Genomic DNA, 23,243 nt, shown 5'->3' on the forward strand with positions numbered 1-23,243 from the left:
GGCGACCGTATCCCAGCAGAGGGCTGAACCGCCCGGCCGGAGGACCCTGACGAAAGGGTCGTACGCAGACGAAAGCGCCCGGCCCCACGAGGGCCGGGCGCTTTCGAGCTTCAGTGGTTACCGGTGGGTGACGCCGCGGCGACGACCCACACCAGCCACCAGCGCGACCGCGACGGCGGCCAGCAGGACCTGCAGCATCAGCTCGCGCCAGTCGATACCGGAGGTCTCGGCGAAGCCGCTGGCCCGGGCGATGACGGTACCGAGCAGAGCGGCGCCGACACCGATGAGCATGTGCAGCCAGATCGGCATGTTCTGACGGCCCGGTACGACCAGGCGGGCCAGCGCACCGACGATCAGACCAACGATGAGTGCAGTGATGATGCCCCACACGGTCAGCTCCACGGTAACCCTCCTTGATAGATAAAGAATCTGTAACCACATTCGGTGGTGTTGCTCTAGTGACCCTGTAGTGCCCGACCCTCCGAAAATCCAAACCGGCTTCGCCAGCCCGAATTCCCCAACCGACCCACAACCGGACACGGCCCACCCCGCGCCGTACCGCCCGCACCGCACGGCAGCACTCGCACGCCCCCACCCGCTCACCAGCACCCCGCACGCCAGCGCCCACACCCACGCCAGCGCCCACAGCCGCACGCACGACGAGACGGGCCCCCGACCTTCCGGTCGGGGGCCCGTCGTCAGGAGTCGGGATCGGAGCTACCGGTGGGTGATGCTGCGCCGACGTCCCACGCCGGCCACCAGCGCGACGGCGATCGCGGCGAGCACCACCTGCACCGCCAGTTCGGCCCAGTCGACACCGCCGGTCACGGTGGCGATGCCCATCGCCCGGGCCAGCACCGTGCCCAGCAGCGCGGCCCCCACACCGATGAGCATGTGCAGCCAGAGCGGCATGTTCTGGCGGCCCGGCACGACCAGGCGGCCCAGCGCACCGACGATCAGACCGACGGCGAGCGCGGTGAGGATGCCCCACACGGTGAGCTCCATGATCACTCTCCCTCGAGAAATTGCCACCCGGCGGCTTTCCGGTTGGCACCGTCGACTTCCCGGGTTGCCGAAACCCCAAACCGCGCGGCGTCGATCACGCTGTCGTCCGTCAATGCACCCACCGCAACCGGGGTGCCACCCGCGCTACTTCTTGCCCGAAGCCTTACCGTCGCCGGCGTCGGAGGACAGCGCGGCGATGAAGGCCTCCTGCGGGACCTCCACCCGGCCCACCATCTTCATCCGCTTCTTGCCCTCCTTCTGCTTCTCCAGCAGCTTGCGCTTACGGCTGATGTCGCCGCCGTAGCACTTGGCGAGCACGTCCTTGCGGATGGCGCGGATGGTCTCCCGGGCGATGACCCGGCTGCCGATGGCCGCCTGGATCGGCACCTCGAACTGCTGGCGCGGGATGAGGTTACGCAGCTTCGCGGCGATCGTGGTGCCGTAGTTGTACGCCTTGTCCTTGTGCACGATGGCGCTGAACGCGTCGACGGGCTCGCCGTGCAACAGGATGTCGACCTTGACCAGTTCGGACGCCTGCTCACCCGAAGGCTCGTAGTCCAGCGAGGCGTAGCCCTTGGTGCGGCTCTTCAACTGGTCGAAGAAGTCGAAGATGATCTCAGCCAGGGGCAGGGTGTACCGCAGTTCCACCCGGTCGGCGGAGAGGTAGTCCATGCCGAGCAGGCTGCCCCGCCGGCCCTGGCACAGCTCCATCACCGCGCCGACGTAGTCGTTGGGGGTCAGTACGGTGGCGCGCACGGTCGGCTCGTACACCTCGGCGATCTTGCCGGTCGGGTACTCGCTGGGGTTGGTGACCGTGATCTCCACGCCGTCCTCCTGGATGGCCCGGTAGACCACGTTCGGCGCGGTGGAGATGAGGTCGAGGTTGAACTCCCGCTCCAGCCGCTCCCCGATGATCTCCAGGTGCAGCAGGCCGAGGAAGCCGCAGCGGAAGCCGAACCCCAGGGCGCCGGAGGTCTCCGGCTCGTAGGTCAGCGCGGCGTCGTTGAGCTTGAGCTTGTCGAGGGCGTCCCGCAGGGCCGGGTAGTCGGAGCCGTCGATCGGATACAGGCCGGAGTAGACCATCGGCTTCGGATCCTTGTAGCCGCCGAGCGCCTCGCCGGCCGGCCGCCCGTTGATGGTGACCGTGTCACCCACCCGGGACTGGCGGACGTCCTTCACGCCGGTGATCAGGTAGCCGACCTCACCGACGCCGAGGGCGTCGGCCTTGACCATCTCGGGGGAGATGACCCCGATCTCCAACAGCTCGTGCACCGCGCCGGTGGACATCATCTTGATCCGGTCCCGGGCACTGATCCGCCCGTCGACCACCCGGACGTAGGTGACCACGCCCCGGTAGACGTCGTACACCGAGTCGAAGATCATTGCGCGGGCGGGGGCGTCGGCGTCGCCGACCGGCGGGACGAACTGCCGGACGATCTCGTCGAGCAGGTACGGCACACCCTCGCCGGTCTTGCCGGAGACCCTGATGCAGTCCGCCGGGTCGCCACCGATCAGGTGGGCCAGCTCCTCGGCGTACTTCTCCGGCTGCGCGGCCGGCAAGTCGATCTTGTTGAGGACCGGGATGATGTGCAGGTCGTTCTCGAGTGCCAGGTAGAGGTTCGCCAGGGTCTGCGCCTCGATGCCCTGGGCGGCGTCGACCAGCAGGATCGCCCCCTCGCAGGCCGCCAGCGACCGGGACACCTCGTAGGTGAAGTCGACGTGCCCGGGAGTGTCGATCATGTTGAGCACGGCCGTCTCGCCGACCCGGTCACCCTCCCGGATGACCCACGGCATCCGGACGGCCTGGCTCTTGATGGTGATGCCGCGCTCGCGCTCGATGTCCATCCGGTCGAGGTACTGCGCACGCATCAGCCGGGGATCGACCACGCCGGTGAGCTGCAACATCCGGTCGGCCAGGGTCGACTTCCCGTGGTCGATGTGGGCGATGATGCAGAAGTTCCTGATACGCGCCGGGTCGGTGGCACCAGGAGCGTTCGCGCCGGAATCGAGCGTCGGTGGCACAGCGGTCCGTTCTGGTCGGCTGACGTGAGCGGGCCGGCGTACCGCCGGCCCCCTCTATGCTCCCACGCCGCCACCGGGCTCCCGGCCCGGCCTCACTCCACGGGCGGCTCGACGAACAGAGCGGCGAGCTTCGGCAGCCGCCGTCGGGCCTCGTCGGGGTCGTCGACGTCCCACAGGTCCGCCAGGTCGGGCATCGTCGCCGACATGCGGTCCACCGGCAGCTCGGCTGCGGTGGCCCTGCGGTGGGCGTCCCAGGGCACGGTCAGCATCTCCTCGCTCGCGCACTCCTCGCCGGTCAGCGAGGCGGCCCGGACCTGCGGCAGCTCGGCCAGCGAGTCCGGGTCGGCGACGGCACGGGCGAAGACGGCCCGGCCCTGGGTCATCAGCCAGCCCCGGAACTGGTGGAAGCCGTCGTCGGAGACCCCACCGTTGACCAGGTAAGCCGCACCCCACAGGTCGGCCGTGTGCGAGGCGGACAGCACCCGGGCCTGGTGGCGGGCGTACCCGACGATCTCCTCCGGGTCGCGCTCGGCGAGGAGGGCGACCGTCCGGGCGGCGACCGCACCCGGTTCTCCCCCGCCCCCGGCGCGGGCCCGGTCGATCAGCTGCCAGAAGTCGTCGGTCCTCATGGCCTGGCAGTCTGACAGACCCAGGGGCGTCGACGGTGGCGCGGCGTGGATGTGCACCCGGCACGACCGGGGGCGTGTGCACCCGGCGCGGTATGGGTCTGCACCCGGCACGATGGGGGTGTGCACCCGGCGTACCCGACGAGCACCCGGCGGCCCGGCTGGGCCGCGCTGCCGCCGCGGCTGCGGGCCGCCCTCGCCGGCCGGCTCGGCGCACCGGTGGTCGCGGTCCGCACCGCCGAGGCCGGGTTCACCCGGGGCTTCGCCGGCGTGCTCACCACCGCCGACGGGGATCGGGCCTTCGTCAAGGCCGCGCCCGCCGCCGGGCAACCGCACCTGGTCGACTGGTACGCCCGGGAGGCCGCGATCCTCGACCGGCTGCCGGTGGACCTGCCCGCGCCCCGCCTCCGCTGGGCGCTGCGGGAGGCGGGCTGGTACGCCCTGTGTCTGGACGCCGTCGACGGGCGCGTGCCCCGGTCGCCGTGGCACCCGGCGGAGCTGACGGCCACCCTCGACGCGTACGCCCGGGTGGCCGCCGCCCTGGCCGAGCCGCCGGCCGAGCTGGTGGCGCTGGGCCTGCCCCACCTGGCGGACCTGGCCCGCACCGACATCCTCTGGTGGGAGGAGGTGGCCGCCGGTCGCGAATCCGTGCCGGCCGGCCTGCCCCCGCCCCTGCGGGCGCGGCTGCCCGAGCTGGTCGCCCTGGAGTCCCGGCTGCCCGGGTACGCGGCGGCGGCCGGCGGCCTGGTCCACGGCGACCTGCGGCGGGACAACGTGCTGGTCGACCGCGAGGGGCGGGCCTGGTGCTGCGACTGGACCTGGCTGTGCCGGGGGCCGGCCTGGTTCGACCTGGCCACCCTGCTCCTGTCCGGGCGGGACCACCCGGCGGCAGCCGGTTCCGCGCCGGCACCTGACGCCCGCCGCACGGAACCCCCGGCCACCGCCGAACCACCCCCGGCCACCGCCGACCCACCCGACCTCGACTGCGCCTTCGCAGAGCACCCGGCCGCCGCCGACGCACCGCCGGACGCCCTCGACGTCACGCTGGCCGCCCTGGCCGGCTACCACCTGACCGCGGCGGCCTCGTCCCCGGCGACCGCCTCGGCCGACCGGCCGGCGCACCAGCGCCGCACCGGCGGCCACGCGCTGGACTGGCTGGCGCGGCGGCAGGGTTGGACCTGACGTCGCCCGGCCGCCACGCTCCTCCGACGGGGGGCGTTTTGGCTCGTTCCACGGCGACCTGGTAGCCTGGCTCTTCGCGCAGCGATGACGCATGCTCGTCGGGCGCACAAGCTGACCAACCCGAGCTATCAAGACGAGGCTGTCGCGTGGCGAACATCAAGTCCCAGATCAAGCGCAACCGGCAGAACGAGAAGCGCCGGCTGCGTAACAAGTCGGTCAAGTCGTCGCTGAAGACCGCCATCCGGAAGTTCAACGAGGCCGCCGAGGCCGGTGACGCCGAGAAGGCCGCCGTGCTCATGCGTGACGCCTCGCGCAAGCTGGACAAGGCCGTCAGCAAGGGCGTGATCCACTCCAACCAGGCCGCGAACCGCAAGTCCGCGATCGCCAAGCGCGTGGGTACGCTCTCCGCCTGACGAGCGACGCCAGACCCTGACCGGAAGCCCCGGGGCCGCCGCCCCGGGGCTTCCGCCTGCCCACGGTTCACCCGAGCCGGCTGATCCGGCGGCACCGCGGGGTGACCGCCGGCGGTCACCACTCGGGGCGACGGGCCGTCCGGCGGCGCGACGGGGCGGGCGGATCCGCGTGGTGACCTGCGGACCAGGTGGGGCCACCCGAAGGTGTCCCACCCCAGAGGTGGGGGTTCCCAGCACGCAGTTCCGCGTGTCCGGGGCCGGTGGTGGGACGATCGGCCGGTCCGGCCTCGGCGGTGACGACCTCGCCGGGCACGCTGTGTCGTAGCCAGTCGACCCTGGCCCGCCCCACGACGGGCTCGATCTGCCGTCGGAACCGGTCCCGCTCCTGCTCCGGTACGGCGGCCGCCGAGCGGATCACCGTTGCGGCCACCAGGTCGTTGAGCTTCACCATCACCGCCACCGCAGCCGGCAGAACCAGCACCGCCCACCAGGTGACCAGTTCGGCGAGTGCGAGCAGGGCGGCGAGCGCCACGGACCCCTCGAAGAAGACGAAGCAGAGCACGCCGCCCGGATTCACGAACCGCAGACCGAGAAGTCTCGCGTACAGCGGCCGGTGCCACTGCTCCTCGACCGGGACAGTGGCCCACGTGCCACGGGAGGCTCCGCTCACCGGGCAGCGCCCTGTCGGGCGGCAGCCACGGAGAAGACGGCCCGTTCCAGCGCGTACGCCCGGTCGTCGGAGCCGCCCTTGACGGCGGCGTTGCAGTCGGCCGCGGCCCGCATCGCCACCACGAGGCCCTCCGGTGTCCAGCCCCGGCCCTGCCGTTGCGCCCGCTCCACCTTCCACGGCGGCATGCCCAGGCTGCTCGCCAACTGGTAGGGGCTACCCCGACCGGCCGAGGCGACCCGGGCGACGGTACGCACCCCGTCGGCGAGGGCGTCGGCGATCGGCACCGGGTCGACACCCACGTGCAGCGCCCACCGCAGTGCCTCCAGGGCGGCCGGCACGTCGCCGACCATGGTGGCGTCGGCGACGGTGAACCCGGTCACCTCGACCCGCCCCCGGTAGTAGCGGGCCACGGTGTCGGCCCCGATCCGCCCGCCCGTGTCCGCGACGAGCTGGGAGCAGGCCGCCGCGAGTTCCCGTAGGTCGTTGCCGACGGCGGCCAGCAGCGCCTCGGCCGCGTCCTCACCGCACGAGCCGCCGTGCCGACGGATCTCGTCGCGGACGAAGCCGACGCGTTCCCGGTGCCCCTTCAGCTTGACCGCCGGCACCACCCGGGCGCCGGCCGCCTTCAGCCCGTCGGCGAAGGCCCTGCCCTTGCCCCCGCCCAGGTGCAGCACGACCAGCTGGACGTCCGGGTCGGGGTTCTTCGCGTACGCCAGCAGGGCCGCGGCCAGGTCCTTGCGGGCGTCCTGGCCGGCGCGCAGCACCAGCACCCGCCGCCCGCCGAACAGGGACGGGCTGAGCATCTCCGCGATCTCGCCGACGGTCAGGGAGCCCGCCTGGTACTCGCGGACGTCCACGCCCGGATCGGCGGCGCGGGCAGCCGCCACGGTCTCGGCCACCGCGCGCGTGGCGAGCAGCTCCTCGTCCCCGAGGACGAGCAGAATGGGATCGGCGCTGGCGGTCACGCCGCCCATATTCGCACGCTCCCGGGTCAAGGCCAGCCCGCTCGTCCGGACTGTACTGGCAGACCCCGCACTCAGCGCAAATCCAGACATTTACCTTGTTATCCCGTCAGTCCGGCGAATCGGCGTCTATGTCTGCGCTTCGGCGACGGCCGCGCCGCACCCCGGTGCCGGGCCCTCGCGTCACCACCGCCAACCCCGGGCCGCCCACCACCGCCGCCACGTCCCCGTCGGTGTCGGTACGCAGTACCCGCGCTCCGCCCCTGGTCAGGCGGCCGAGAACCGCCGGGTTGGGGTGCCCGTAGCCGTTGCCCGCCCCGACGGGAACCAGCGCCACCCGGGGCCTTACGGCGTCCAGGAACTCCGGATCCTGGTAGGCGCTGCCATGGTGCGCGACCTTCAACACCTCCGCCCGCAGCCCACCCGACGGCAGGCGCTCCCGCACCGCCTGCTGCTCCTCCGTCTCGGCGTCCCCGGCGAGCAGGATCCGCACCCCGGCTACCGTGGCCATCAGCATCAGCGAGTTGTTGTTCGGATCGGAACGGGTGCCCCGGATCGGGTAGGGCGGCCCGAGCACGACGAGGTCGACCGCGCCCGTCCCGTAGCGCCACCCCGCCGGGGCCGCCACCACCCGGGCCCCGTGGGCGGCGGCGGTGGCCCGGACGAGCTCCCGGCCGGCGGCCGGCTCCGGCCACCGTGGGGTGAGGACGGCGTCGACCGGACGCCCCCGGAACACGCCCGCGACACCGCCGACGTGGTCGAGGTGGAAGTGGCTGATCACCAACAACGGCACCGCCCGGACGCCGAGCCGGTGCAGGCACCCGTCCGCCGCCCCCGGGTCGGGCCCCGCATCGACGACCACCGCCTCCCCGTCGGCGACCGGTAGCACCACCACGTCGCCCTGCCCCACCGCGCACGCGGCCACCACCCACCCCACGGGCGGCCAACCCGGGGCCACCAGCCGCACGGGCAGACTGCCCAGCAGCACCGCGACCGTGCCCACGGCGACCAGCCGACGCACCAGCGGGCGGCGGGCCGCCACCAGCAGGGCGACGGTCAACCCGGTCAGCAGCAACGCGCCCGGCACACCCCCGGGCCAGGGCAGGTTGCCACCCGGCAGGCGGGCCCCGTGCCGCGCCACGGTCACCAGCCACCACGCCGGCCAACTGCCCAGCCAGGCGAGGAACTCGGCACCGGCCGGCCAGAGCGGCGACACCACCGCGGCCAGCACGCCGAGAATGGTGGCCGGAGCGATGGCGGGGACCACCAGCAGGTTCGCCGGCACCGCGACCAGACTGACCGTGCCGGAGATGCCGGCGACCACGGGTGCGCAGGCGAGCTGGGCGGCGGCCGGCACCGCGAGCGCCTCCGCCACACCCGCCGGCACACCCCGTTCGCGCAACGCGTCCCGCCAGCGCGGGGCGAGCAGCAGCAGACCCCCGGTGGCGAGCACCGACAACGCGAAGCCGGCGTCGCCGGCCAGCTCGGGGTCGACCAGCACCAGGATTCCCACCCCGGCGGCCAGGGCGGGCACCGCCGCGCGGGACCGGCCCGAGGCGAGTGCCACCAGACCGATCGCGCCCATCGTGGCCGCCCGCACCACGCTGGGCGAGGGGCGGACCAGGATGACGAAACCGACCAGTGCCAGCCCGCACAGCGCGGCGGCCGCCCCGGGCCCGGCCCGTGCCCAGCGGGCCAGCAGCAGCACCGCCCCGACCACGATGGCCACGTTCGACCCGGAGACGGCGTTGAGGTGGGTCATGCCGGTGGCGAGGAAGTCCTCCTCCACCGTCGGCGGTAGCCGACTGGTGTCACCCACCACCAGGCCGGGCAGCAGCCCACCCGGCTCGTCGGGCAGCGGCCCACAGGCCCGCTGGAGCCCGGCCCGCAGTTGCCCGGCGGCCCGTTGGAACACCGAGGGCGCCCCGTGCCGGTCGGGAGGGCCGGTCGTGCTCAGCACGGCGGCGGTCAGGTCGCCACCGCGTGGCTCGGCGAGCCGGCCCGCAGCGCTGGCCCGCTGCCCCGGCAGCAGCCCCCGCCACGCCGGGTCGGTGGCCAGCACCAGGATGCGGGCCGGCAGGGCGAGCCGCCGCCCGTCGGGGCCGGTGACGGACACCAGGTTGGCCGGCACCACCAGCATGGCCGGCCGCCCCACCGCGCCGCGCACCGGGCGGGGATCGTCGCGGACCACCAGCTCGGCGCTGACCCGGGCCCGCTCGTCGGCGAGGGTGCGCAACGGGCCGGCATCGCGCACCGTCAGCCGGGCGGCGGTGGCGCTCGCCCCGCAGAGCACCCCGATGAGCACGGCGACGACGATCCAGCCGTGCCGCCGGGCCGCCGGTCGAGGCCGGCCCGCGATGCCGAGCAGGTGCGACGCGCCGGCCACCGCCAGGCCGCCCGCGACGGTGGCCAGCAGCGCGGTGCTGCCGGCGTCCAGGTGCAGCCCGGCGAGCGCGGCCAGCCAGGCGGCGACGGCCATCCCGGCCAGTCGCAGGTCGGGTATGCGGTCGCCGGCGGTCACACCGTCACCAGGTCCTTCAGCTGCTCGTAGCGGGCGTCGCCGATGCCGTTGACCTGCCGCAGGTCGCCGACCGACCGGAAACCACCCTGCCGGTCACGGTGATCGAGGATCCGCTGGGCGAGCACCGGACCGACCCCTGGCAGCGCGTCGAGCTGCGCCAGTGTGGCGGTGTTGAGGTTGACCGGAGCACCCGCGCCCGGTTGCCCACCCGGCACGGGCCCGCCAACCGCCGGCACACCCGGTGGCGGCGTCACCCCGACCAGGACCAGTTCCCCGTCGGTGAGCCTGCGGGCGGGGTTGAGCAACGCCACGTCGACGCCGGGCAGAGCCCCGCCGGCCGCCTCGACGGCATCCGCGACCCGGGCACCGGCCGGCACCCGCACCAGCCCTGGTCGGCGCACCCTGCCGGCGACGGCGACGACCAGTTCGTCGGCGGGGGTGGCCGTCGGGTCGTCGACCACCGGCGCCACCTGGGCGTCCGACGGGACGCCAGCCCTCGCGGCGGCCAGCGGTTCGGCCTGCGGCCGGGACCGCCACGCCCAGAGCCCGGCGACGAGCACCACCACGACAGCGACGGCGGCCAGGGCCCGCACGCCCCGCCGACCGGGGTCGAAAGCACCAGGCCCGGCCAGCAGCGGAGCCGGCGGAGGATCGTCACCGCGATCCTGCCCTCCGCCCGCCGCCTGGCCCGCGTCGGTCTCGGTGACCGTCGTGACCGGCGGCCATGCGGGCACCTCCGGTCGCGATGGCGCTGGAAACCAGGTCGGCTCCGCCTGACCGGGCATCAGGCGGCGCAGGCGCACGCTGGCCGCCGTCTCCTCCATGTTGGACACGGCGCGACCGTAGGTCCCCGGCGGCACCGACGGGATCGGCCGGCGTCCTGCTGTGGACGACGCGGCCCACTGTGGACAAGCCCCTGATCATGGCGATCGCGTGCTATACCCGGCGGGATCGGAGCCCGTGTACGCCCGCAGCACCGCCAGGAAACGCGCAGGACCACCGGACGCCCACGACGCCACGCGGACAGCCCTGCGGACGACCACCCAGCCGCGTGGACACGACCAGGAAGCCGCGTCAGGTGACGGTCGGGGTGCGGCGGTGAACCACGACGCAGGCCAGGCCCGGTCCGGCGTGGGCCGCGACGACGCCGCCCGCCTCCGACACGTAGGTGTCGCGCAGGCGGTCGCCGAGACGCCCGGCCAGGGCCGCGACCAGCGCTTCGGCCCGCTGCGGGGCGGCCAGGTGGTGCACCGCCAGGTCGACGTCGGCCTCGCCGGCGGACTCGACGGCGAGGTCGACCAGCCGCGCCACGCCACGGCTGGCGGTGCGCACCTTGTCCAGCAGCACGATCCCGCCGTCGGGCATGTGCATGATGGGCTTGACCGACAGGGCGGTGCCGAACAGGGCCTCGGCGGCGTTGATCCGGCCGCCCCGCCGCAGGAACTCCAGCGTGTCGACGTAGAAGAAGATCGTGGTCCGCGCGACGGCGGCGGAGGCGGCCTCGCGTACCCCGTCGAGGTCGGCCCCCCGCGCGGCGGCCTCGGCGGCGGCGACGGCCGGGAAACCGATGCCCATCCCGCAGGAACGGCTGTCGACCACGGCGACCCGGTCGCCGATCTCGGCGGCGGCCAGCCGGGCGGCGGCCACCGTGCCGGACAGTTCCGCCGACAGGTGCACCGAGACCACGCCCGCCGCGCCCGCGTCGAGCAGCCGGCGGTACGTCTGCGCGAACTGCTCGGGCGAGGGCCGGGACGTGCTGGCGGAGACCCGCCGGGCGCTGAGCGCACGGGTGGCGTCGGCGGGGAAGGTCTCGACGCCCTCCAGCCCTTCGGCGCCGTTGAGGACGACGGTCAACGGCACCACGGTCAGCTCGTGGCTGCGCAGCAGATGGGGCGGAAGGTAGGCGGTGGAGTCGGTCACGACCGCGACGGGCATGACCGGCACGGTAGCCGATCGGGCTGGGTGCGCACCCGCACCGGCGGGAACACCGCCCGCCGGGTCGCCGCCCACCGGCCCACTGCCCACCGGCCCACCGCCCGCCGGGTCGCCGCTCACCGGCCCACCGCTCACCGGGTCGCCGCCTGCGCTCAGACCGGATCCGGGGTGGGGGGCATGGTGATCGGGCCGACGTTGTGGGCCCGCAGGTGCCAGCCCCGCAGATCGTTGTGGCGCAGTTCCGTCCAGTGGCAGTTCTGCAGAGAGCCGATCGTGCGCAGCACCAGATGGTCCCACCCGATCAGATAGCCGCAACCCTGCCGGGCCGCGCCGCCGTGGGTGGCCACGACGACCGTCCCGCCGGGCACGGCGTCGACCGCCTCCTGCAGGGCGGTGCCGATCCGCTTGCCGAGGTCGTCCATGCTCTCGATGTCGGCGCCGGGGTCGGGGTCGCCGGCCCGCCAGCGGGCGTACTCGGTGGGGAAACGCGCGGCGGCCTCGGTCAGGGCGAGGCCCTGCCACCGGCCGAAGTGCCGTTCGCGCAGCCGCGCGTCGGTGCGGACCGGCAGTCCGGTCAGCGCGGCCAGCGCGGCGGCGGTGTCCGCCGCACGCCGCAGGTCGCTGGCGACGACGGCGTCGGGACGCAGTGCGGCGAGCAGCGGCGCGGCGATGCGGGCCTGCTCCCGGCCGAGGTCGTTGAGCGGGACGTCGGTCTGCCCCTGCACCCGGCTGGCGGCGTTCCAGTCGGTGTTGCCGTGCCGCCAGATGATCAGGCGGGTCACTCGCCGGCACCGGCGTCGGCCCGGGCGAGGTCCCGGTCGACGAACGGGATGGTCGGGCAGTCCTTCCAGAGCCGGTCGAGGGCGTAGAACTCGCGCTCCTCGGTGTGCTGGACGTGTACCACGATGTCGACGTAGTCGAGCAGCACCCAGCGCCCGGCCCGCTCGCCCTCGCGCCGGATGGGCTTGGCCTTCTCCGGCAGCTCCAGCAGGGCCTCCTCGATGGCGTCGACGATGGCCAGCACCTGACGCTCGTTGGGGGCCGAGGCGAGCAGGAACGCGTCGGTGATGGCGAGCTGGTCACCCACGTCGATGATGACGATGTCCTGCGCCTTCTTGTCGGCGGCGGCCTGGGCGGCGGCGAGCGCCAGCTCCTGAGCGCGGTCGGAAACTGTCACCGTTCTCCTTCGATCATCCGTGCGAGGCTCCAAGCCTCTCATATGCGCCGGACGATCGACTCGCCAGTTCTTGCTGCAAAACGGCACGAACTGGGGCGATCACCCCTGGTAGAGCCGCCGTTTTGCGATGTACTGCACCACACCGTCGGGCACCAGATACCACACCGGCTCGCCTCGGGCCACCCGCGCGCGGCAGTCGGTGGACGAGATGGCCATCGCGGGCACCTGCACCAGGCTGACCGTGTCGGCCGGCAGGTGGGCGTCGGTCAGCTCGAAGCCGGGCCGGGTCACCCCGACGAAGTGCGCCAGCTCGAAGATCTCCGCCAGATCCTTCCAGCTGAGGATGCGCTCCAGCGCGTCCGCGCCGGTGATGAAGAACAGCTGCACCTTAGCGCCGTACTCGGCGTACAGGTCACGCAGCGTATCGACGGTGTAGGTCGGGCCACCCCGGTCGATGTCGACCCGGCTGACCTGGAAACGCGGGTTGGAGGCGGTCGCGATCACCGTCATCAGGTAACGGTCCTCGGCCGGCGTGACCGGTTGGTCCGCCTTCTGCCACGGCTGGCCGGTCGGCACGAACACCACCTCGTCCAGCCCGAACCGATCCGCCACCTCACTGGCGGCCACGAGGTGCCCGTGGTGGATCGGATCAAAGGTGCCACCCATGATGCCGACCCGCCGGATGTCTTCCTCCACCCCGCGATCCTAGGCCGATGCCGGGGGCCGCTCTCCGACCCCCGGCAAAGCCACGGATCAGGCGACGGTCGCGGCCACCGCGGTGCGGGCCACCAGGGCCCGACGCAGGTCGTCGTCGGCGTCGACGACAGTCCGGCGCAGTCCGGGCGTGAGATCGTCGCGGTCGAGCAGCGCCGCGGCGGCCTCCCGGGTGGGCTGCGCCACGGCGTAGCTGGGGAACGCCAGGCTCGCCACCCGGTCCGCCACCCACGGGGTACGCAGCCGGGCGGCAGCCGGCATGTCGGCGAAGTACCGCGGCACGTACGCCGCGGTCAGGTCCGCCTGCTCCGGCTGCCAGAAGCCCTCGGCGGTGGCCTCCACCAGCCGGTTGGACAACTCGGTGTCGGCCACCACGATCCGCCAGGCGGCCTCCTTCGCCGCCGCGTCGGGCAGCGCCCCCCGGCAGCGGGCGGCCCGCTCCGCACCGGCCGCGCTCGGGTCGGTGGCCGCTTCGGCGGCGATCTCCGGTTCCCCGGCGGCCCCCAGCACCACGAGCCGGTACAGCAGCGCCCAGCGGAGCTCGGCGTCGACCGCGAGACCGGCCGGCACGTCGCGACCCGCGAGCCAGCCCGCCAGCAGGTCCACCTCGGTGGTAGCGCGGATCAACCCGCGCGCCGCCGCCAACTGGTGGGACCGCCCCGGCGCGGCGGTGTCGAGCAGCCGCCGGCAGGTGGCGGCGATCCGGGCCAGGGCCGCCGCACGGGTCGGCAGGTCGAGGTAGCGGTCGACCAGCGAGCGGCTGAGGGTCAGCACGTCCTCGGTGATGATCACCTCGGTCTCCGCGGGCAGGGCCGCGGAGATCAGGTCCACCACCGCGGTGACCGGTCGTTCCCCGTCGGTCGCCGCATCGAGGGCCTCCCGCCACAGCAGCGCGCGGGCGAGAGGGTCGTCCAGCCGGGGCAGCAGGCCCGCCACGGCCCCCGCCGACGCCGGGTCGAGGCGGATCTTCGCGTACGTCAGGTCGCCGTCGTTGGGCAGCAGCAGCGCCGCCGCCGGCTCGCCGACCAGCCCCGTCAGCTCGACCCGGCGCGCGTCCGGGTCGATGTCGACCTCGGTGCGCCCGGCGAGGGTGCCGTCGGCGGCGTACCGGCCCACGCCGATGCGGTGCGGGCGCAGCACGGGGTGACTCTGCGGGGCGCTCTGCGCGACGGCCACCTCGGCGTACCGGCCGTCGGCGTCGACGGTGACCTCGGCCCGCAAAGTGTTGACCTGGGCCTCCCGCAACCACAGCCGGGCCCAGCCGGTCAGGTCCCGCCCGCTGGCGGCGGACAGGCTGGCGAGCAGGTCGGCGAGGGTGGCGTTGCCGAACCGGTGCGCGGCGAAGTGGGCGTTGAGGCCGGCGAGGAACGGGGCGTCGCCGAGCCAGGCCACGAGCTGGCGCAGCACGCTGGCACCCTTGGCGTACGAGATGCCGTCGAAGTTGAGCAGGCCCTCGGCGGCGTCGACCACCTCCCCCGGCGCGACCGGGTGGGTGGAGGGCCGCTGGTCGGCGGCGTAGCCCCAGGCCTTGCGCCGCATGGCGAAGGTCGTCCACGCCCGGTCGAAGCGGGTGGCCTCGGCGGTGACCCGGATGCCCAGGTACTCGGCGAACGACTCGTTGAGCCACAGGTCGTCCCACCAGCGCATGGTGACGAGGTCGCCGAACCACATGTGCGCCATCTCGTGGGCGATGGTGGTGGCCCGCAGCTCACGCTGGGTGTCGGTGACGGCGGACCGGAACACATAGTCGTCGCGCAGGGTCACCAGGCCCGGGTTCTCCATGGCACCGGCGTTGAACTCGGGCACGAACGCCTGGTCGTACTTGCCGAACGGGTAGCGCTCGTCGAACAGCTCGTGGAAGCCGTCCAGGCACTGCCGGGTGACGGTGAGGATCTCCTCGGCGTCGGCGTCCAGGTGGGCCGCGAGGGACCGTCGGCACCAGATGCCGAGGGGGATGCCGTCGTGGGTGTCACGGCGTACGTGCCACGGGCCGGCGATCAGCGAGAAGAAGTACGTGGCCAGCGGCGCGGTGGGGGCGAACTCCCAGCGGCCCGGCCGGGGGTTGCCGGCCAGTTCGCCGTTGGCCGCCACCGTCCAGTGCTCCGGTGCGGTCACCGTCAGGGTGAACGGGGCCTTCAGGTCGGGCTGGTCGAAGGCGGCGAAGATGCGCTGCACGTCGTCGAGGAAGCTCATCGCGTACAGGTACGTCTCGCCGTCAGCCGGGTCGACGAAGCGGTGCATCCCCTCCCCGGTGTTCGAGTACGCCATCTCGGCCTCGACGGTCAGCGTGTTGGCCTCGGCCAGCCCGGTCAGGGGCAGCCGGTTGTCGGCCAGCGTCGCCGGGTCGAGGTCGGCGCCGTTGAGACGTACGGCCAGCAGGCGGGCCGGCTTCACCTCGGCGAAGGTCCCGGAGCCGGGGGTGGCCCGGAACCGGATGGTGACGTGGGAGCGGAACCGCTCTCCGCCGCCCGTCAGGTCGAGGTCCACCTGGTAGGACTCGACGGTGATCGACGCGCCACGCGCGGTCGCCTCTACACGGCTCAGGCTCGGCATCCGCTTATCCTGCCCGATGGGGAACCGGACGGGTTCCCCGACAACCCCCGGCACTGGAGGACTGAACGATGGCTTCGCACCCCAAGGGTGACTTCGACCTCTCCCGGGCGGTCTGGCAGCGGGCCGAGGGCGACACCTCCGAGGCCGCCGTCGAGGTCGCCTTCGTCGACGACCTGATCGGCATGCGTAACTCCGCCGAGCCGGACGGCCCGGTGCTGGTCTTCACCCAGGCCGAATGGGACGCCTTCGTCGCGGGTGCCCAGGACGGCGAGTTCGACCTCGACTGACACGCCGACCAGCGCGGTCGCCCGGCCTCGGGACCGCCCCGACCGGGGCGGTCCCGCCGCGCGGTACGGCTGTCAGTCACCGTCGCCCCAGCCCAGACCGCCCGGCCCGGGGGCGTGGTGGAAGCCGGGGTGCCCGGCGACGTCGGCGCACCGCTCGCCGTCCGGGCCGGGCGCACCGCAGAACAGCCGCTCGGCGCGGTGCCAGGCGTCGGCCGGCGACAGCGCGGACGCCCCGAGGGCCAGTTCGGGACACAGCAGGCTCAGCGCCTCGGCGTACCCGACGGCACGCTCCCGCGCGACGGCCGGGCCGGGCGCGGTGAAGCCGAGGTGCACGGTGAACCAGCCCTCCGGCCTGCCGGCGGCGACGGGCGGTGCGACCAGCGGCCCGTCTCCCCCGCCGCCGAGCGCCGCCACCACCCGCCGCTGCCGCCAGTAGGCCGGCCTGTTGTCCCGCATCGATCTGTCCCGCACCGATCCTCCCCTGTCTGTCCGGCCGTCCCGGCCACTCCGGGCGCAGGTGTGGCCCGTCCCGGAACCGAGGTGTGGCCCTGCCCGACCCGCCCGGTCGACCGGGCCGTCCCCACCTCATCAGCTTTCCGCCCTCCGGGGAGGGGCCAGCGGACGTCACCTTCGCCGGCCCCGGTGGTGGCCCACGCCGGCAGGGTTCAGCGCCGCTGACCCGGGTAGAAGCGACCGGACAGACCGCCCGCCCGGCGCAGTCGGGCACGCCCGCGGGGAGCGAACCATGGCGACCATCCCGTCCGACCGCCTCCCGGACAGCACCGTCGCCTTCCTCCGCAGCGGGTACCGGTTCGTCGGCGAGCGCTGCGAACGGTACGGCTCCGACATCTTCCAGGCCCGGTTGCTGCTGGAGCGGACGATCTGCCTGCGCGGACGGGAGGCCGCCGAACTGTTCTACAACCCCGAGCGTTTCGTCCGCGCGGGCGCGCTGCCCAGGCGCGGGCAGCGGACGCTGACGGGCGTGGGCGGGGTGCAGGGGCTCGACGGCGCGGCCCACCGCGTACGCAAGGCCATGTTCATGTCCCTGATGACGCCGACCGCTGTCCGGCACCTGGGCCAACTGTTCGCCGACGAGTGGCGGGCCCGGATCCCCACCTGGGAGTCGGCCGACCGGATCGTGTTGTACCCCGAGGTGGGTCGCCTGCTCACCCGGGCGGTGTGTGCCTGGGCCGGGGTGCCACTGGCCGAGCGGGAGGTCGACCGGCGGACGACCGAGCTGCACGCCATGATCGACAGCGCGGCGGCACTGGGCCCCCGGCACCTGCGGGGACGACTGGCCCGCAGGGCGGGCGAACGTTGGGCAGGGGACCTCGTCGAACGGGTCCGGGCCGGGACGCTGCCCGCCCCGGAGGGCAGTGCGCTGCGGGTCATCGCCGAGCACCACGACGAACAGGGCCGGCCGCTGCCGCGTCGGATCGCCGCGGTCGAACTGCTCAACGTGCTGCGTCCCACCGTCGCCGTCGACCGCTTCGCGGTCTTCGCCGCGCTGGCGCTGCACGACCACCCCGCGTGGCGGCAGGAGGTACGCGGCAGCGACGACGTCGCCGAGCAGTTCGTGCAGGAGGTACGCCGGTACTACCCGTTCTTCCCGGTGGCCGCCGCCCGGGTCCGGCGCTCCTTCGAGTGGCGGGGTCACCACTTCCCGCAGGGTCGCCGGGTGCTGCTGGACCTGTACGGCACCGACCACCACCCCGCCCTGTGGCCGGAGCCGGAGCTGTTCCGGCCGGAACGGTTCGCCGGCTGGCGCGAGGACCCGTTCGCACTGGTCCCGCAGGGCGGCGGCGGGCACCTCACCGGCCACCGGTGCGCCGGCGAGTGGATCACCATCGAGCTGATGAAGCAGGCGCTGGCCATGCTGACGGGCGCGATGCGGTACGACGTCCCCCCGCAGGATCTCTCGGTGAGCCTGCGGCGGATGCCGTCCCTACCGGCCAGCGGGTTCCTGGTCACGGGGGTTCGTCGCACCGCCTGACGACCGCCGGCGGGCCGCCGCGTGAGGTCATCCGCCGACGACGACACCCCGGCGGCCCGCCCGACGATCAGGGGTGCAGCACGCTGCGCAGGCAGCCGTCCTGCTTCTTCTCGAAGACCTCGTAGCCCCGCACGCCCTCGTTCAACGGCATCGGGTGGGTGGCCAGGTAGCCGGGGTCGATCTCACCGGCGGCCAACCGGTCGAGCAGCATGGGAATGTAGCGCTGCGCATGCATCTGCCCCATCCGCAGCACCAGGGCCTTGTTCATCGCCGCGCCAAGCGGAAACTTGTCGACCAGCCCGGCGTAGACGCCGACGATGCTGACCGTCCCGCCCTTGCGGGCCGCGATGATCGCCTGGCGGACGGAGGTGGGCCGGTCGGTCTGCGACCGGACGCTCTGCTTGGCCCTGTCGTACGCGTACGCCGGGCCGACGTCGTGGGCCTCCATGCCGACGGCCTCGATGCAGGCGTCCGGCCCACGGCCCGCGGTCATCTCCCGGAGGGCCTCCAACACGTCGGTCTCGGCGTAGTTGACGGTCTCCACCCCGAGGCGGTCGGCGGCCGTGGCCAGCCGTTCCGGCAGCCGGTCGATCACGATGACCCGTTCCGCGCCCAGCAGTTGCGCGGCCCGGGCGGCCATCTGCCCGACCCCGCCGGCACCCCAGACCGCCACCACCTCCCCGCCTGTGAGGTTGCAGAAGTCGGCGGCCATCCAGCCGGTGGGCATCGCGTCGGAGGCGAACACGACAGCGTCGTCGGACACCCCCTCGGGCACCTTGAAGGCACCCACGTCCCCGAAGGGGACCCGGACGTACTCGGCGTGGCTGCCGGTGAAGCCGCCGGTGGCGTGCGAGTAGCCGATGATGCCCGCCGGGGAGTGCCCCCACAGCTTCTCCGCGAAGACCGGCTGCGGGTTGGAGTTGTCACACAGCGAGTACTGCTCGGTGCGGCAGTACCAGCAGCCCCCACACGCCACGATCGAGCCGACGACCACCCGGTCGCCCACGGACAGCTTCCGTACCCCCGGACCCGTCTCCACCACCTCGCCGGTGAACTCGTGCCCCAGGACGTCGCCCTCCTGCATCGCGGGGACGTACCCGTTGATCAGGTGCAGGTCGGAGCCGCAGACGCTACTGGCCCGCACCTTCACCACGATGTCGCCCTCGGCGCGGATCCGGGGCTCCGGCACGTCCCGGACGGCGAGTTCGCCGACTCCCTCCCAGCACAGCGCCTTCACGCCCGTCCTCCCGTCGTCAACCGCTCGCGGACCGAGTCGGTGGCCTTCTCCTTCGCGCGGCCACGCCCGGACGGGTCGTGGCGGGTGGCGATCACCTGGCCGCACTCGATGAGCGCCTTGATCCGGCGCAGCGTGGTCCGCAACGCCAGGTCGGGTTCGTGGCCGGCGGCGAGGCCGAACGCCCGGCGCAGCCGCCCGGAGCGGTACCGTAGCTCGGCCCGGATCTCGGTGCCCCGGCCCTGCGGGGCCGGCACCAGCTCGACCGTGCCCCGCTGCTCGACGCCGCCGGAGACCCGCCAGCTCAGCCGACCCGGACCGGTGACGGTGATCTCGGCCCGCCACTCGGTGTCACCATCGTCCGGGTCGACGGCCACGCAGCGCCAGCGCTCGTCGTCGATCTGTTCCAGGGTCGCCCACTCGGCCAGGGCACGGTCCAGCCGGGCCTGGTCGGTCCAGAAGCCCACCACCGCCGCCACCGGCCGGTCGACCGTCACGCCACGGCGCACCACGTACCAGCCGTCCTGCCGCTGCGGCTGGTGGCGCCGACGCCGCTGGGCCACCACCCGGCCCACCCCGACCACGGCCACCGTCGTGGCGCCGAGCAGCGTCCACCTCGTTGCGTTGCTGGCCATCACGTCTCCTCCCGGCGTCCAATGTCGGACCGCCCGTGGGTGCGCTACCCGGCGTGAGCTGCTCGAAACTGCCAGCCGGTTTGCCGCCTCACCTGTCGGGGATACGGTGCGGCACCTGCCGTCCCGGGAGACGCCATGGCCTTCGACGCCGCGACCAGCGGTTCCGCATCGGACAACGCATCGGCGCGAGTGGCGGCGCCCGTCGGGACCGCCCGGGCCGCCGACTGGTCGCTGTGTCCGCCGCGCCGGCTCGCCCTGTCGTACGTGCTGCCGCTGCGGGGGCGGGACGACACCGATCTCACCGAACTGACGCAGTACCTGCGGTGGCTGGCCGAGCGGGTCGACGTGGTGGTGGTCGACGACTCCCCCGCGGAACTGTTCGCCCGGCATCAACTGCTGTGGCGGGGCCTGGTCCGCCACCTCGCCCCCGACCCGGCGATCCACGGACTCAACCGCAAGGTCGTCGGAGTGCTGACCGGCGTGCCGCTGGCCCGCCACGAGCACGTCGTCATCGCCGACGACGACGTCCGCTACGACGGGGCCGGGCTGCGTGCGGTGCACCGGCTGCTGGACTCCGCCGACCTGGTGCGCCCGCAGAACTACTTCGACCCGCTGCCCTGGCACGCCTGGTGGGACACCGGGCGGACACTGCTCAACCGGGCGCTCGGCGGCGACTATCCCGGCACGCTGGCCGTACGCCGCAGCACCTTCCTCGCCATGCGCGGGTACGACCCCGACGTGCTCTTCGAGAACCTGGAGCTGATCCGCACCGTGCGGGCGTACGGGGGCGTCGAGGTGGCACCGGCGGGGCTGTACGTGCGCCGACTGCCGCCGTCCGCCGCGCACTTCCGGGGGCAGCGGATCCGTCAGGCGTACGACGACCTGGCCCAGCCGGCCCGGCTGGTGGCCGCGCTCGCGGTCCTGCCGGCGCTGGCGGTGGCGGTCGCGTCCCGGCGTCCGGGGCTGCTGATCGGCGCGGCGGCGACCATCGTCGCGCTGGCCGAGGCCGGTCGCCGCCGCGCGGGCGGACGCCGGGTCTATCCGCCCTCGACGGCCCTGGCCGCGCCGGCATGGCTGCTGGAGCGGGGCGTGTGCGGCTGGTTGGCTCTGGGCGCCCGGCTACGCGGCGGGGCCCGGTACGCGGGCACCCGCATCCCCCGCGCCGCCCACCCCGTGCGTACCCTGCGCCCCTGAACCCCACCCGCAGGTCCATGCGGCGCGGCCACAGTCCGGACGGGTCCGGACCGTGGCCGCAGGTGCCGACTGTGCTGGCTGCGTCAGGAACGCACCTGGTCGCGGGCGTGCTGGGCCTGGTCCTTCACGCCGTGCGCGGCGGACCGGCCGTCGTCCTTCACCGTCTGCGCGGCGTCCTGGGCGGTCGACTTCACCGACTCGGCGGCGTGCTGCGCCGGCTCGCGCAGTTCCTCCTTCAGCTCGGTGGCCACCTCGCCCAGCTTCTGGGTCACGGCTCCGCCGTGCTCGCCCGCCTTCTGCCGCACCTGCGTCGCCACCTGCTGCTCGCGGCGCGTCGCCGGGATCAGCGACGAGGCCAGCATGCCCACCCCGAAGGCGATCAGGCCGGCGGCCAGCGGGTTGCCCTCGGACTTGTGCCGGAGCACGTGCGGTGCCCGGTGGGCGGCGTCGCCGACGGAGGCGGCGGCCGAGTGCGCCTTGTCACCGACCGTGGCGGCCGCCGACGAGGCCCGGTCGCCGACGGAGTGCGCGCCGTTGGACGTGGCGTGGCCGAGGTCGGACGCGCTTCCCATGACTGTTTCCCTCACATTCTGCAGCGCGGAACGGACCCGCTGCTTGCGGTCGTCGACGATGCGGCCCGGACTGACCTTGTACGCCAGCGCGTCCACGTCGGAGCTGAGGTTGTTGCGGGTGGCTTCGATCTCCCGGCGGATCTGGTCGGGGTCGGTGCTCATCGGGTGACTCCCTCCGAGTGCGGCTTCAGCGCGTCGGGGATGCGCTGCACGGTGGCGTTGGTCTGCGTCAGCCCACGGATGTGCTCGGCGTTCTTCCGGCCCATCGAGTAGAGGACCGCGGCGATCGCGCCCCAGAGCACGGCCACGATCAGCGCCGCCCAGCCGCCGTCCATCACGTTGGACAGGCCGGCCCACAGCGCCAGCGACAGGAACAGCGCGACCATGTAGCCGCCGAGACCGGCACCGCCGAAGAAGCCGGCGGCCTTGCCCGCCTTCTTCCCCTCCTGCCGGATCTCGGCCTTGGCCAGCTCGACCTCCTGCCGGACCAGCGTCGACAGGTCGCTGGTGACCTGCTTCATCAACTCGCCGAGGGAACTGCCGCGAACCTCGTCGGCCTCGTGCGGGTGGTAGCCCGGGGCCAGCCCGGGATCCTGGGTGGGCGTGGTCATGGTGCCTCCCTTCGCGGCGCTCACGGCCGGTTGGTCCCGCTCGCCGGCACGCCGGGCAGCGGGTCGGTCTGGCTCGGGGGCGGCAGCGGCTGTCCGGTGCCGGTCGGCTCGGCGTACCCGCCGCGGGTCGGGTCGGTGTAGGCGTCCGGCTGCGGGTCGGCGTACCCGGTCTGCGGGTCGGCGTAGCTGCCCGGCTGCGGGTCGAGGTAGCCGCCCGGCGGCACCGCGTCCGGCACGGCACGCGAGGCCGGGGTGGGGATGACCGCGGTGCGGTCCGGGTCGTACCCGTCGTTGGTCTGCCCCGGTCCACCGTCGCCGGTCGAGGCGAGGTTGCGGGTCAGCCGGCCGGCGACCACACCGAGCACCGCGGCGCCGATGAGGAACGTGCCGGGGTTGCGGCGGGCGTAGTCGCGCACCTCGGTGAGCAGGTCGCCCGGTTCCCGCTGCTCCAGCCAGCCGGCCGCGCCGTGCACCCGGTCGGCGGCCTGGCGGGCGATCTCGCTCACCGGTCCGCCCTGGCCGCCGTTGTCGGCCATCGAACGCATCTCGTCGGCCAGCGAGCGGAGCCCGCCCGCGGCGCGGCGCTGCTGTTCGCCGGCCTGCCCGGAGAGCTGGGTACGCGCCTCGCCGTACAGGTCACGGGCCTGCCGGGCCGCCTCGTGGCCGACCTCGCGGCCCTGCTCCCTGGCGGTCTCGGCGACTGCGCCACCGGCCTTCGCGGCCTCCGACCCGACCTGCTGGGCCTGGTTCCGGACGCCGTTGCCGTTGCTCGACTGCGAGTCGTGGCTCGACTGGGATTCGTAGATGGCAGGGGTAGGTGACAGATCGTAAGTCATGATGTCCCTTCCGCTCGGAGGAGTCGTCGCGGTGGTCAGGGGGATTGCGCCGGCTCTGGACCGGCCTCGACTCATGACCTACCCTGCGGCGGCGCGCCCAT

The 23,243-nt window shown here is 73.8% G+C and carries 24 protein-coding genes; 5 read left to right on the forward strand and 19 right to left on the reverse strand.

The window, feature by feature from the left end:
• Positions 1-117 precede the first annotated feature (117 nt).
• The 4 genes from GA0070616_RS06240 to GA0070616_RS06255 all read right to left on the reverse strand — a co-directional run bounded on the left by GA0070616_RS06240 (position 118) and on the right by GA0070616_RS06255 (position 3,656).
• A complete protein-coding gene (locus tag GA0070616_RS06240) occupies positions 118-402 on the reverse strand; it encodes a GlsB/YeaQ/YmgE family stress response membrane protein (RefSeq protein WP_091077727.1) in 285 nt (94 codons plus the stop codon).
• Between the two features lie 315 nt (positions 403-717).
• A complete protein-coding gene (locus GA0070616_RS06245) occupies positions 718-1,005 on the reverse strand; it encodes a GlsB/YeaQ/YmgE family stress response membrane protein (protein WP_091090027.1) in 288 nt (95 codons plus the stop codon).
• A gap of 144 nt (positions 1,006-1,149) precedes the next feature.
• The gene (lepA, locus tag GA0070616_RS06250) at positions 1,150-3,027 is read right to left on the reverse strand and encodes a translation elongation factor 4 (RefSeq protein WP_091077731.1); all 1,878 of its coding nucleotides are present in this window, start codon (positions 3,025-3,027) and stop codon (positions 1,150-1,152) included.
• Positions 3,028-3,119: 92 nt separating this feature from the next.
• Positions 3,120-3,656 (reverse strand): DUF4240 domain-containing protein, encoded by a 537-nt coding sequence (locus GA0070616_RS06255; RefSeq protein ID WP_091077735.1) that lies wholly within the window; start codon positions 3,654-3,656, stop codon positions 3,120-3,122.
• Between the two features lie 120 nt (positions 3,657-3,776).
• Between GA0070616_RS06255 and GA0070616_RS06260 the strand changes: the two genes are divergently transcribed.
• Both GA0070616_RS06260 and rpsT read left to right on the forward strand, forming a co-directional pair.
• Positions 3,777-4,835 carry a phosphotransferase gene (locus GA0070616_RS06260; protein WP_245712678.1) on the forward strand — a complete coding sequence of 353 codons (1,059 nt, stop codon included), beginning with the start codon at positions 3,777-3,779 and terminating at the stop codon, positions 4,833-4,835.
• 146 nt (positions 4,836-4,981) lie between these two features.
• Positions 4,982-5,248 (forward strand): 30S ribosomal protein S20, encoded by a 267-nt coding sequence (gene rpsT / locus GA0070616_RS06265; protein ID WP_091077738.1) that lies wholly within the window; start codon positions 4,982-4,984, stop codon positions 5,246-5,248.
• A gap of 115 nt (positions 5,249-5,363) precedes the next feature.
• Here the strand turns inward: rpsT and GA0070616_RS06270 are convergent, their stop codons facing one another.
• The 9 genes from GA0070616_RS06270 to pepN all read right to left on the reverse strand — a co-directional run bounded on the left by GA0070616_RS06270 (position 5,364) and on the right by pepN (position 15,780).
• The gene (locus GA0070616_RS06270) at positions 5,364-5,918 is read right to left on the reverse strand and encodes a hypothetical protein (protein ID WP_245712679.1); all 555 of its coding nucleotides are present in this window, start codon (positions 5,916-5,918) and stop codon (positions 5,364-5,366) included.
• Positions 5,915-6,892 (reverse strand): DNA polymerase III subunit delta, encoded by a 978-nt coding sequence (gene holA, locus GA0070616_RS06275; protein WP_091077741.1) that lies wholly within the window; start codon positions 6,890-6,892, stop codon positions 5,915-5,917. Before holA ends, GA0070616_RS06270 begins: the two co-directional genes overlap by 4 nt.
• A gap of 97 nt (positions 6,893-6,989) precedes the next feature.
• Positions 6,990-9,359: a ComEC/Rec2 family competence protein gene (locus GA0070616_RS06280; protein ID WP_091090034.1), complete on the reverse strand. Its 2,370-nt coding sequence runs from the start codon at positions 9,357-9,359 to the stop codon at positions 6,990-6,992.
• Between the two features lie 38 nt (positions 9,360-9,397).
• Complete coding sequence (locus tag GA0070616_RS06285; protein WP_245712680.1) at positions 9,398-10,234, reverse strand: ComEA family DNA-binding protein; 837 nt, start codon at positions 10,232-10,234, stop codon at positions 9,398-9,400.
• A gap of 241 nt (positions 10,235-10,475) precedes the next feature.
• On the reverse strand, positions 10,476-11,336 hold the full coding sequence (locus GA0070616_RS06290; RefSeq protein ID WP_091090039.1) for a DegV family protein: 861 nt from the start codon (positions 11,334-11,336) through the stop codon (positions 10,476-10,478).
• Between the two features lie 152 nt (positions 11,337-11,488).
• Positions 11,489-12,118: a histidine phosphatase family protein gene (locus tag GA0070616_RS06295; protein ID WP_091077744.1), complete on the reverse strand. Its 630-nt coding sequence runs from the start codon at positions 12,116-12,118 to the stop codon at positions 11,489-11,491.
• Positions 12,115-12,513: a ribosome silencing factor gene (gene rsfS, locus GA0070616_RS06300; protein WP_091077748.1), complete on the reverse strand. Its 399-nt coding sequence runs from the start codon at positions 12,511-12,513 to the stop codon at positions 12,115-12,117. Before rsfS ends, GA0070616_RS06295 begins: the two co-directional genes overlap by 4 nt.
• Before the next feature lie 99 nt (positions 12,514-12,612).
• A complete protein-coding gene (gene nadD / locus GA0070616_RS06305; protein ID WP_091077751.1) occupies positions 12,613-13,209 on the reverse strand; it encodes a nicotinate-nucleotide adenylyltransferase in 597 nt (198 codons plus the stop codon).
• Between the two features lie 57 nt (positions 13,210-13,266).
• A complete protein-coding gene (gene pepN, locus GA0070616_RS06310) occupies positions 13,267-15,780 on the reverse strand; it encodes an aminopeptidase N (protein WP_091077754.1) in 2,514 nt (837 codons plus the stop codon).
• Positions 15,781-15,848: 68 nt separating this feature from the next.
• Here pepN and GA0070616_RS06315 point away from each other — a divergent pair, with 68 nt between their 5' ends.
• The gene (locus GA0070616_RS06315; protein ID WP_091077759.1) at positions 15,849-16,067 is read left to right on the forward strand and encodes a DUF397 domain-containing protein; all 219 of its coding nucleotides are present in this window, start codon (positions 15,849-15,851) and stop codon (positions 16,065-16,067) included.
• 72 nt (positions 16,068-16,139) lie between these two features.
• Here GA0070616_RS06315 and GA0070616_RS06320 read toward each other — a convergent pair whose 3' ends face one another.
• Positions 16,140-16,538, reverse strand: a complete 399-nt coding sequence (locus tag GA0070616_RS06320) for a hypothetical protein (RefSeq protein ID WP_245712681.1) — start codon at positions 16,536-16,538, stop codon at positions 16,140-16,142.
• A 274-nt stretch (positions 16,539-16,812) separates the two neighbouring features.
• Between GA0070616_RS06320 and GA0070616_RS06325 the strand changes: the two genes are divergently transcribed.
• On the forward strand, positions 16,813-18,060 hold the full coding sequence (locus tag GA0070616_RS06325; protein WP_091077765.1) for a cytochrome P450: 1,248 nt from the start codon (positions 16,813-16,815) through the stop codon (positions 18,058-18,060).
• 67 nt (positions 18,061-18,127) lie between these two features.
• Here the strand turns inward: GA0070616_RS06325 and GA0070616_RS06330 are convergent, their stop codons facing one another.
• Together GA0070616_RS06330 and GA0070616_RS06335 are read right to left on the reverse strand one after the other, a co-directional pair.
• Positions 18,128-19,297, reverse strand: coding sequence for a zinc-dependent alcohol dehydrogenase (locus tag GA0070616_RS06330; protein ID WP_091077769.1), 1,170 nt, complete (start codon positions 19,295-19,297; stop codon positions 18,128-18,130).
• Positions 19,294-19,929: an SRPBCC family protein gene (locus tag GA0070616_RS06335; protein WP_091077774.1), complete on the reverse strand. Its 636-nt coding sequence runs from the start codon at positions 19,927-19,929 to the stop codon at positions 19,294-19,296. Before GA0070616_RS06335 ends, GA0070616_RS06330 begins: the two co-directional genes overlap by 4 nt.
• Before the next feature lie 135 nt (positions 19,930-20,064).
• Here GA0070616_RS06335 and GA0070616_RS06340 point away from each other — a divergent pair, with 135 nt between their 5' ends.
• Entirely contained in the window at positions 20,065-21,123 is a 1,059-nt protein-coding gene (locus tag GA0070616_RS06340; protein WP_139128849.1) for a glycosyltransferase family 2 protein, read from the forward strand.
• An 83-nt stretch (positions 21,124-21,206) separates the two neighbouring features.
• On the opposite strand, the gene GA0070616_RS06345 is transcribed toward GA0070616_RS06340, so the two are convergent.
• Genes GA0070616_RS06345 through GA0070616_RS06355 form a run of 3 tightly spaced genes read right to left on the reverse strand, consistent with a single transcriptional unit; the run spans position 21,207 to position 23,142 of the window.
• Positions 21,207-21,857, reverse strand: a complete 651-nt coding sequence (locus GA0070616_RS06345) for a DUF3618 domain-containing protein (RefSeq protein ID WP_091077776.1) — start codon at positions 21,855-21,857, stop codon at positions 21,207-21,209.
• Positions 21,854-22,306 carry a phage holin family protein gene (locus GA0070616_RS06350; protein WP_091077779.1) on the reverse strand — a complete coding sequence of 151 codons (453 nt, stop codon included), beginning with the start codon at positions 22,304-22,306 and terminating at the stop codon, positions 21,854-21,856. Before GA0070616_RS06350 ends, GA0070616_RS06345 begins: the two co-directional genes overlap by 4 nt.
• A gap of 20 nt (positions 22,307-22,326) precedes the next feature.
• Positions 22,327-23,142, reverse strand: a complete 816-nt coding sequence (locus tag GA0070616_RS06355; protein WP_091077782.1) for a hypothetical protein — start codon at positions 23,140-23,142, stop codon at positions 22,327-22,329.
• Positions 23,143-23,243 lie beyond the last annotated feature (101 nt).

Source organism: Micromonospora nigra (assembly GCF_900091585.1).
GTDB classification, from domain to species: domain Bacteria; phylum Actinomycetota; class Actinomycetes; order Mycobacteriales; family Micromonosporaceae; genus Micromonospora; species Micromonospora nigra.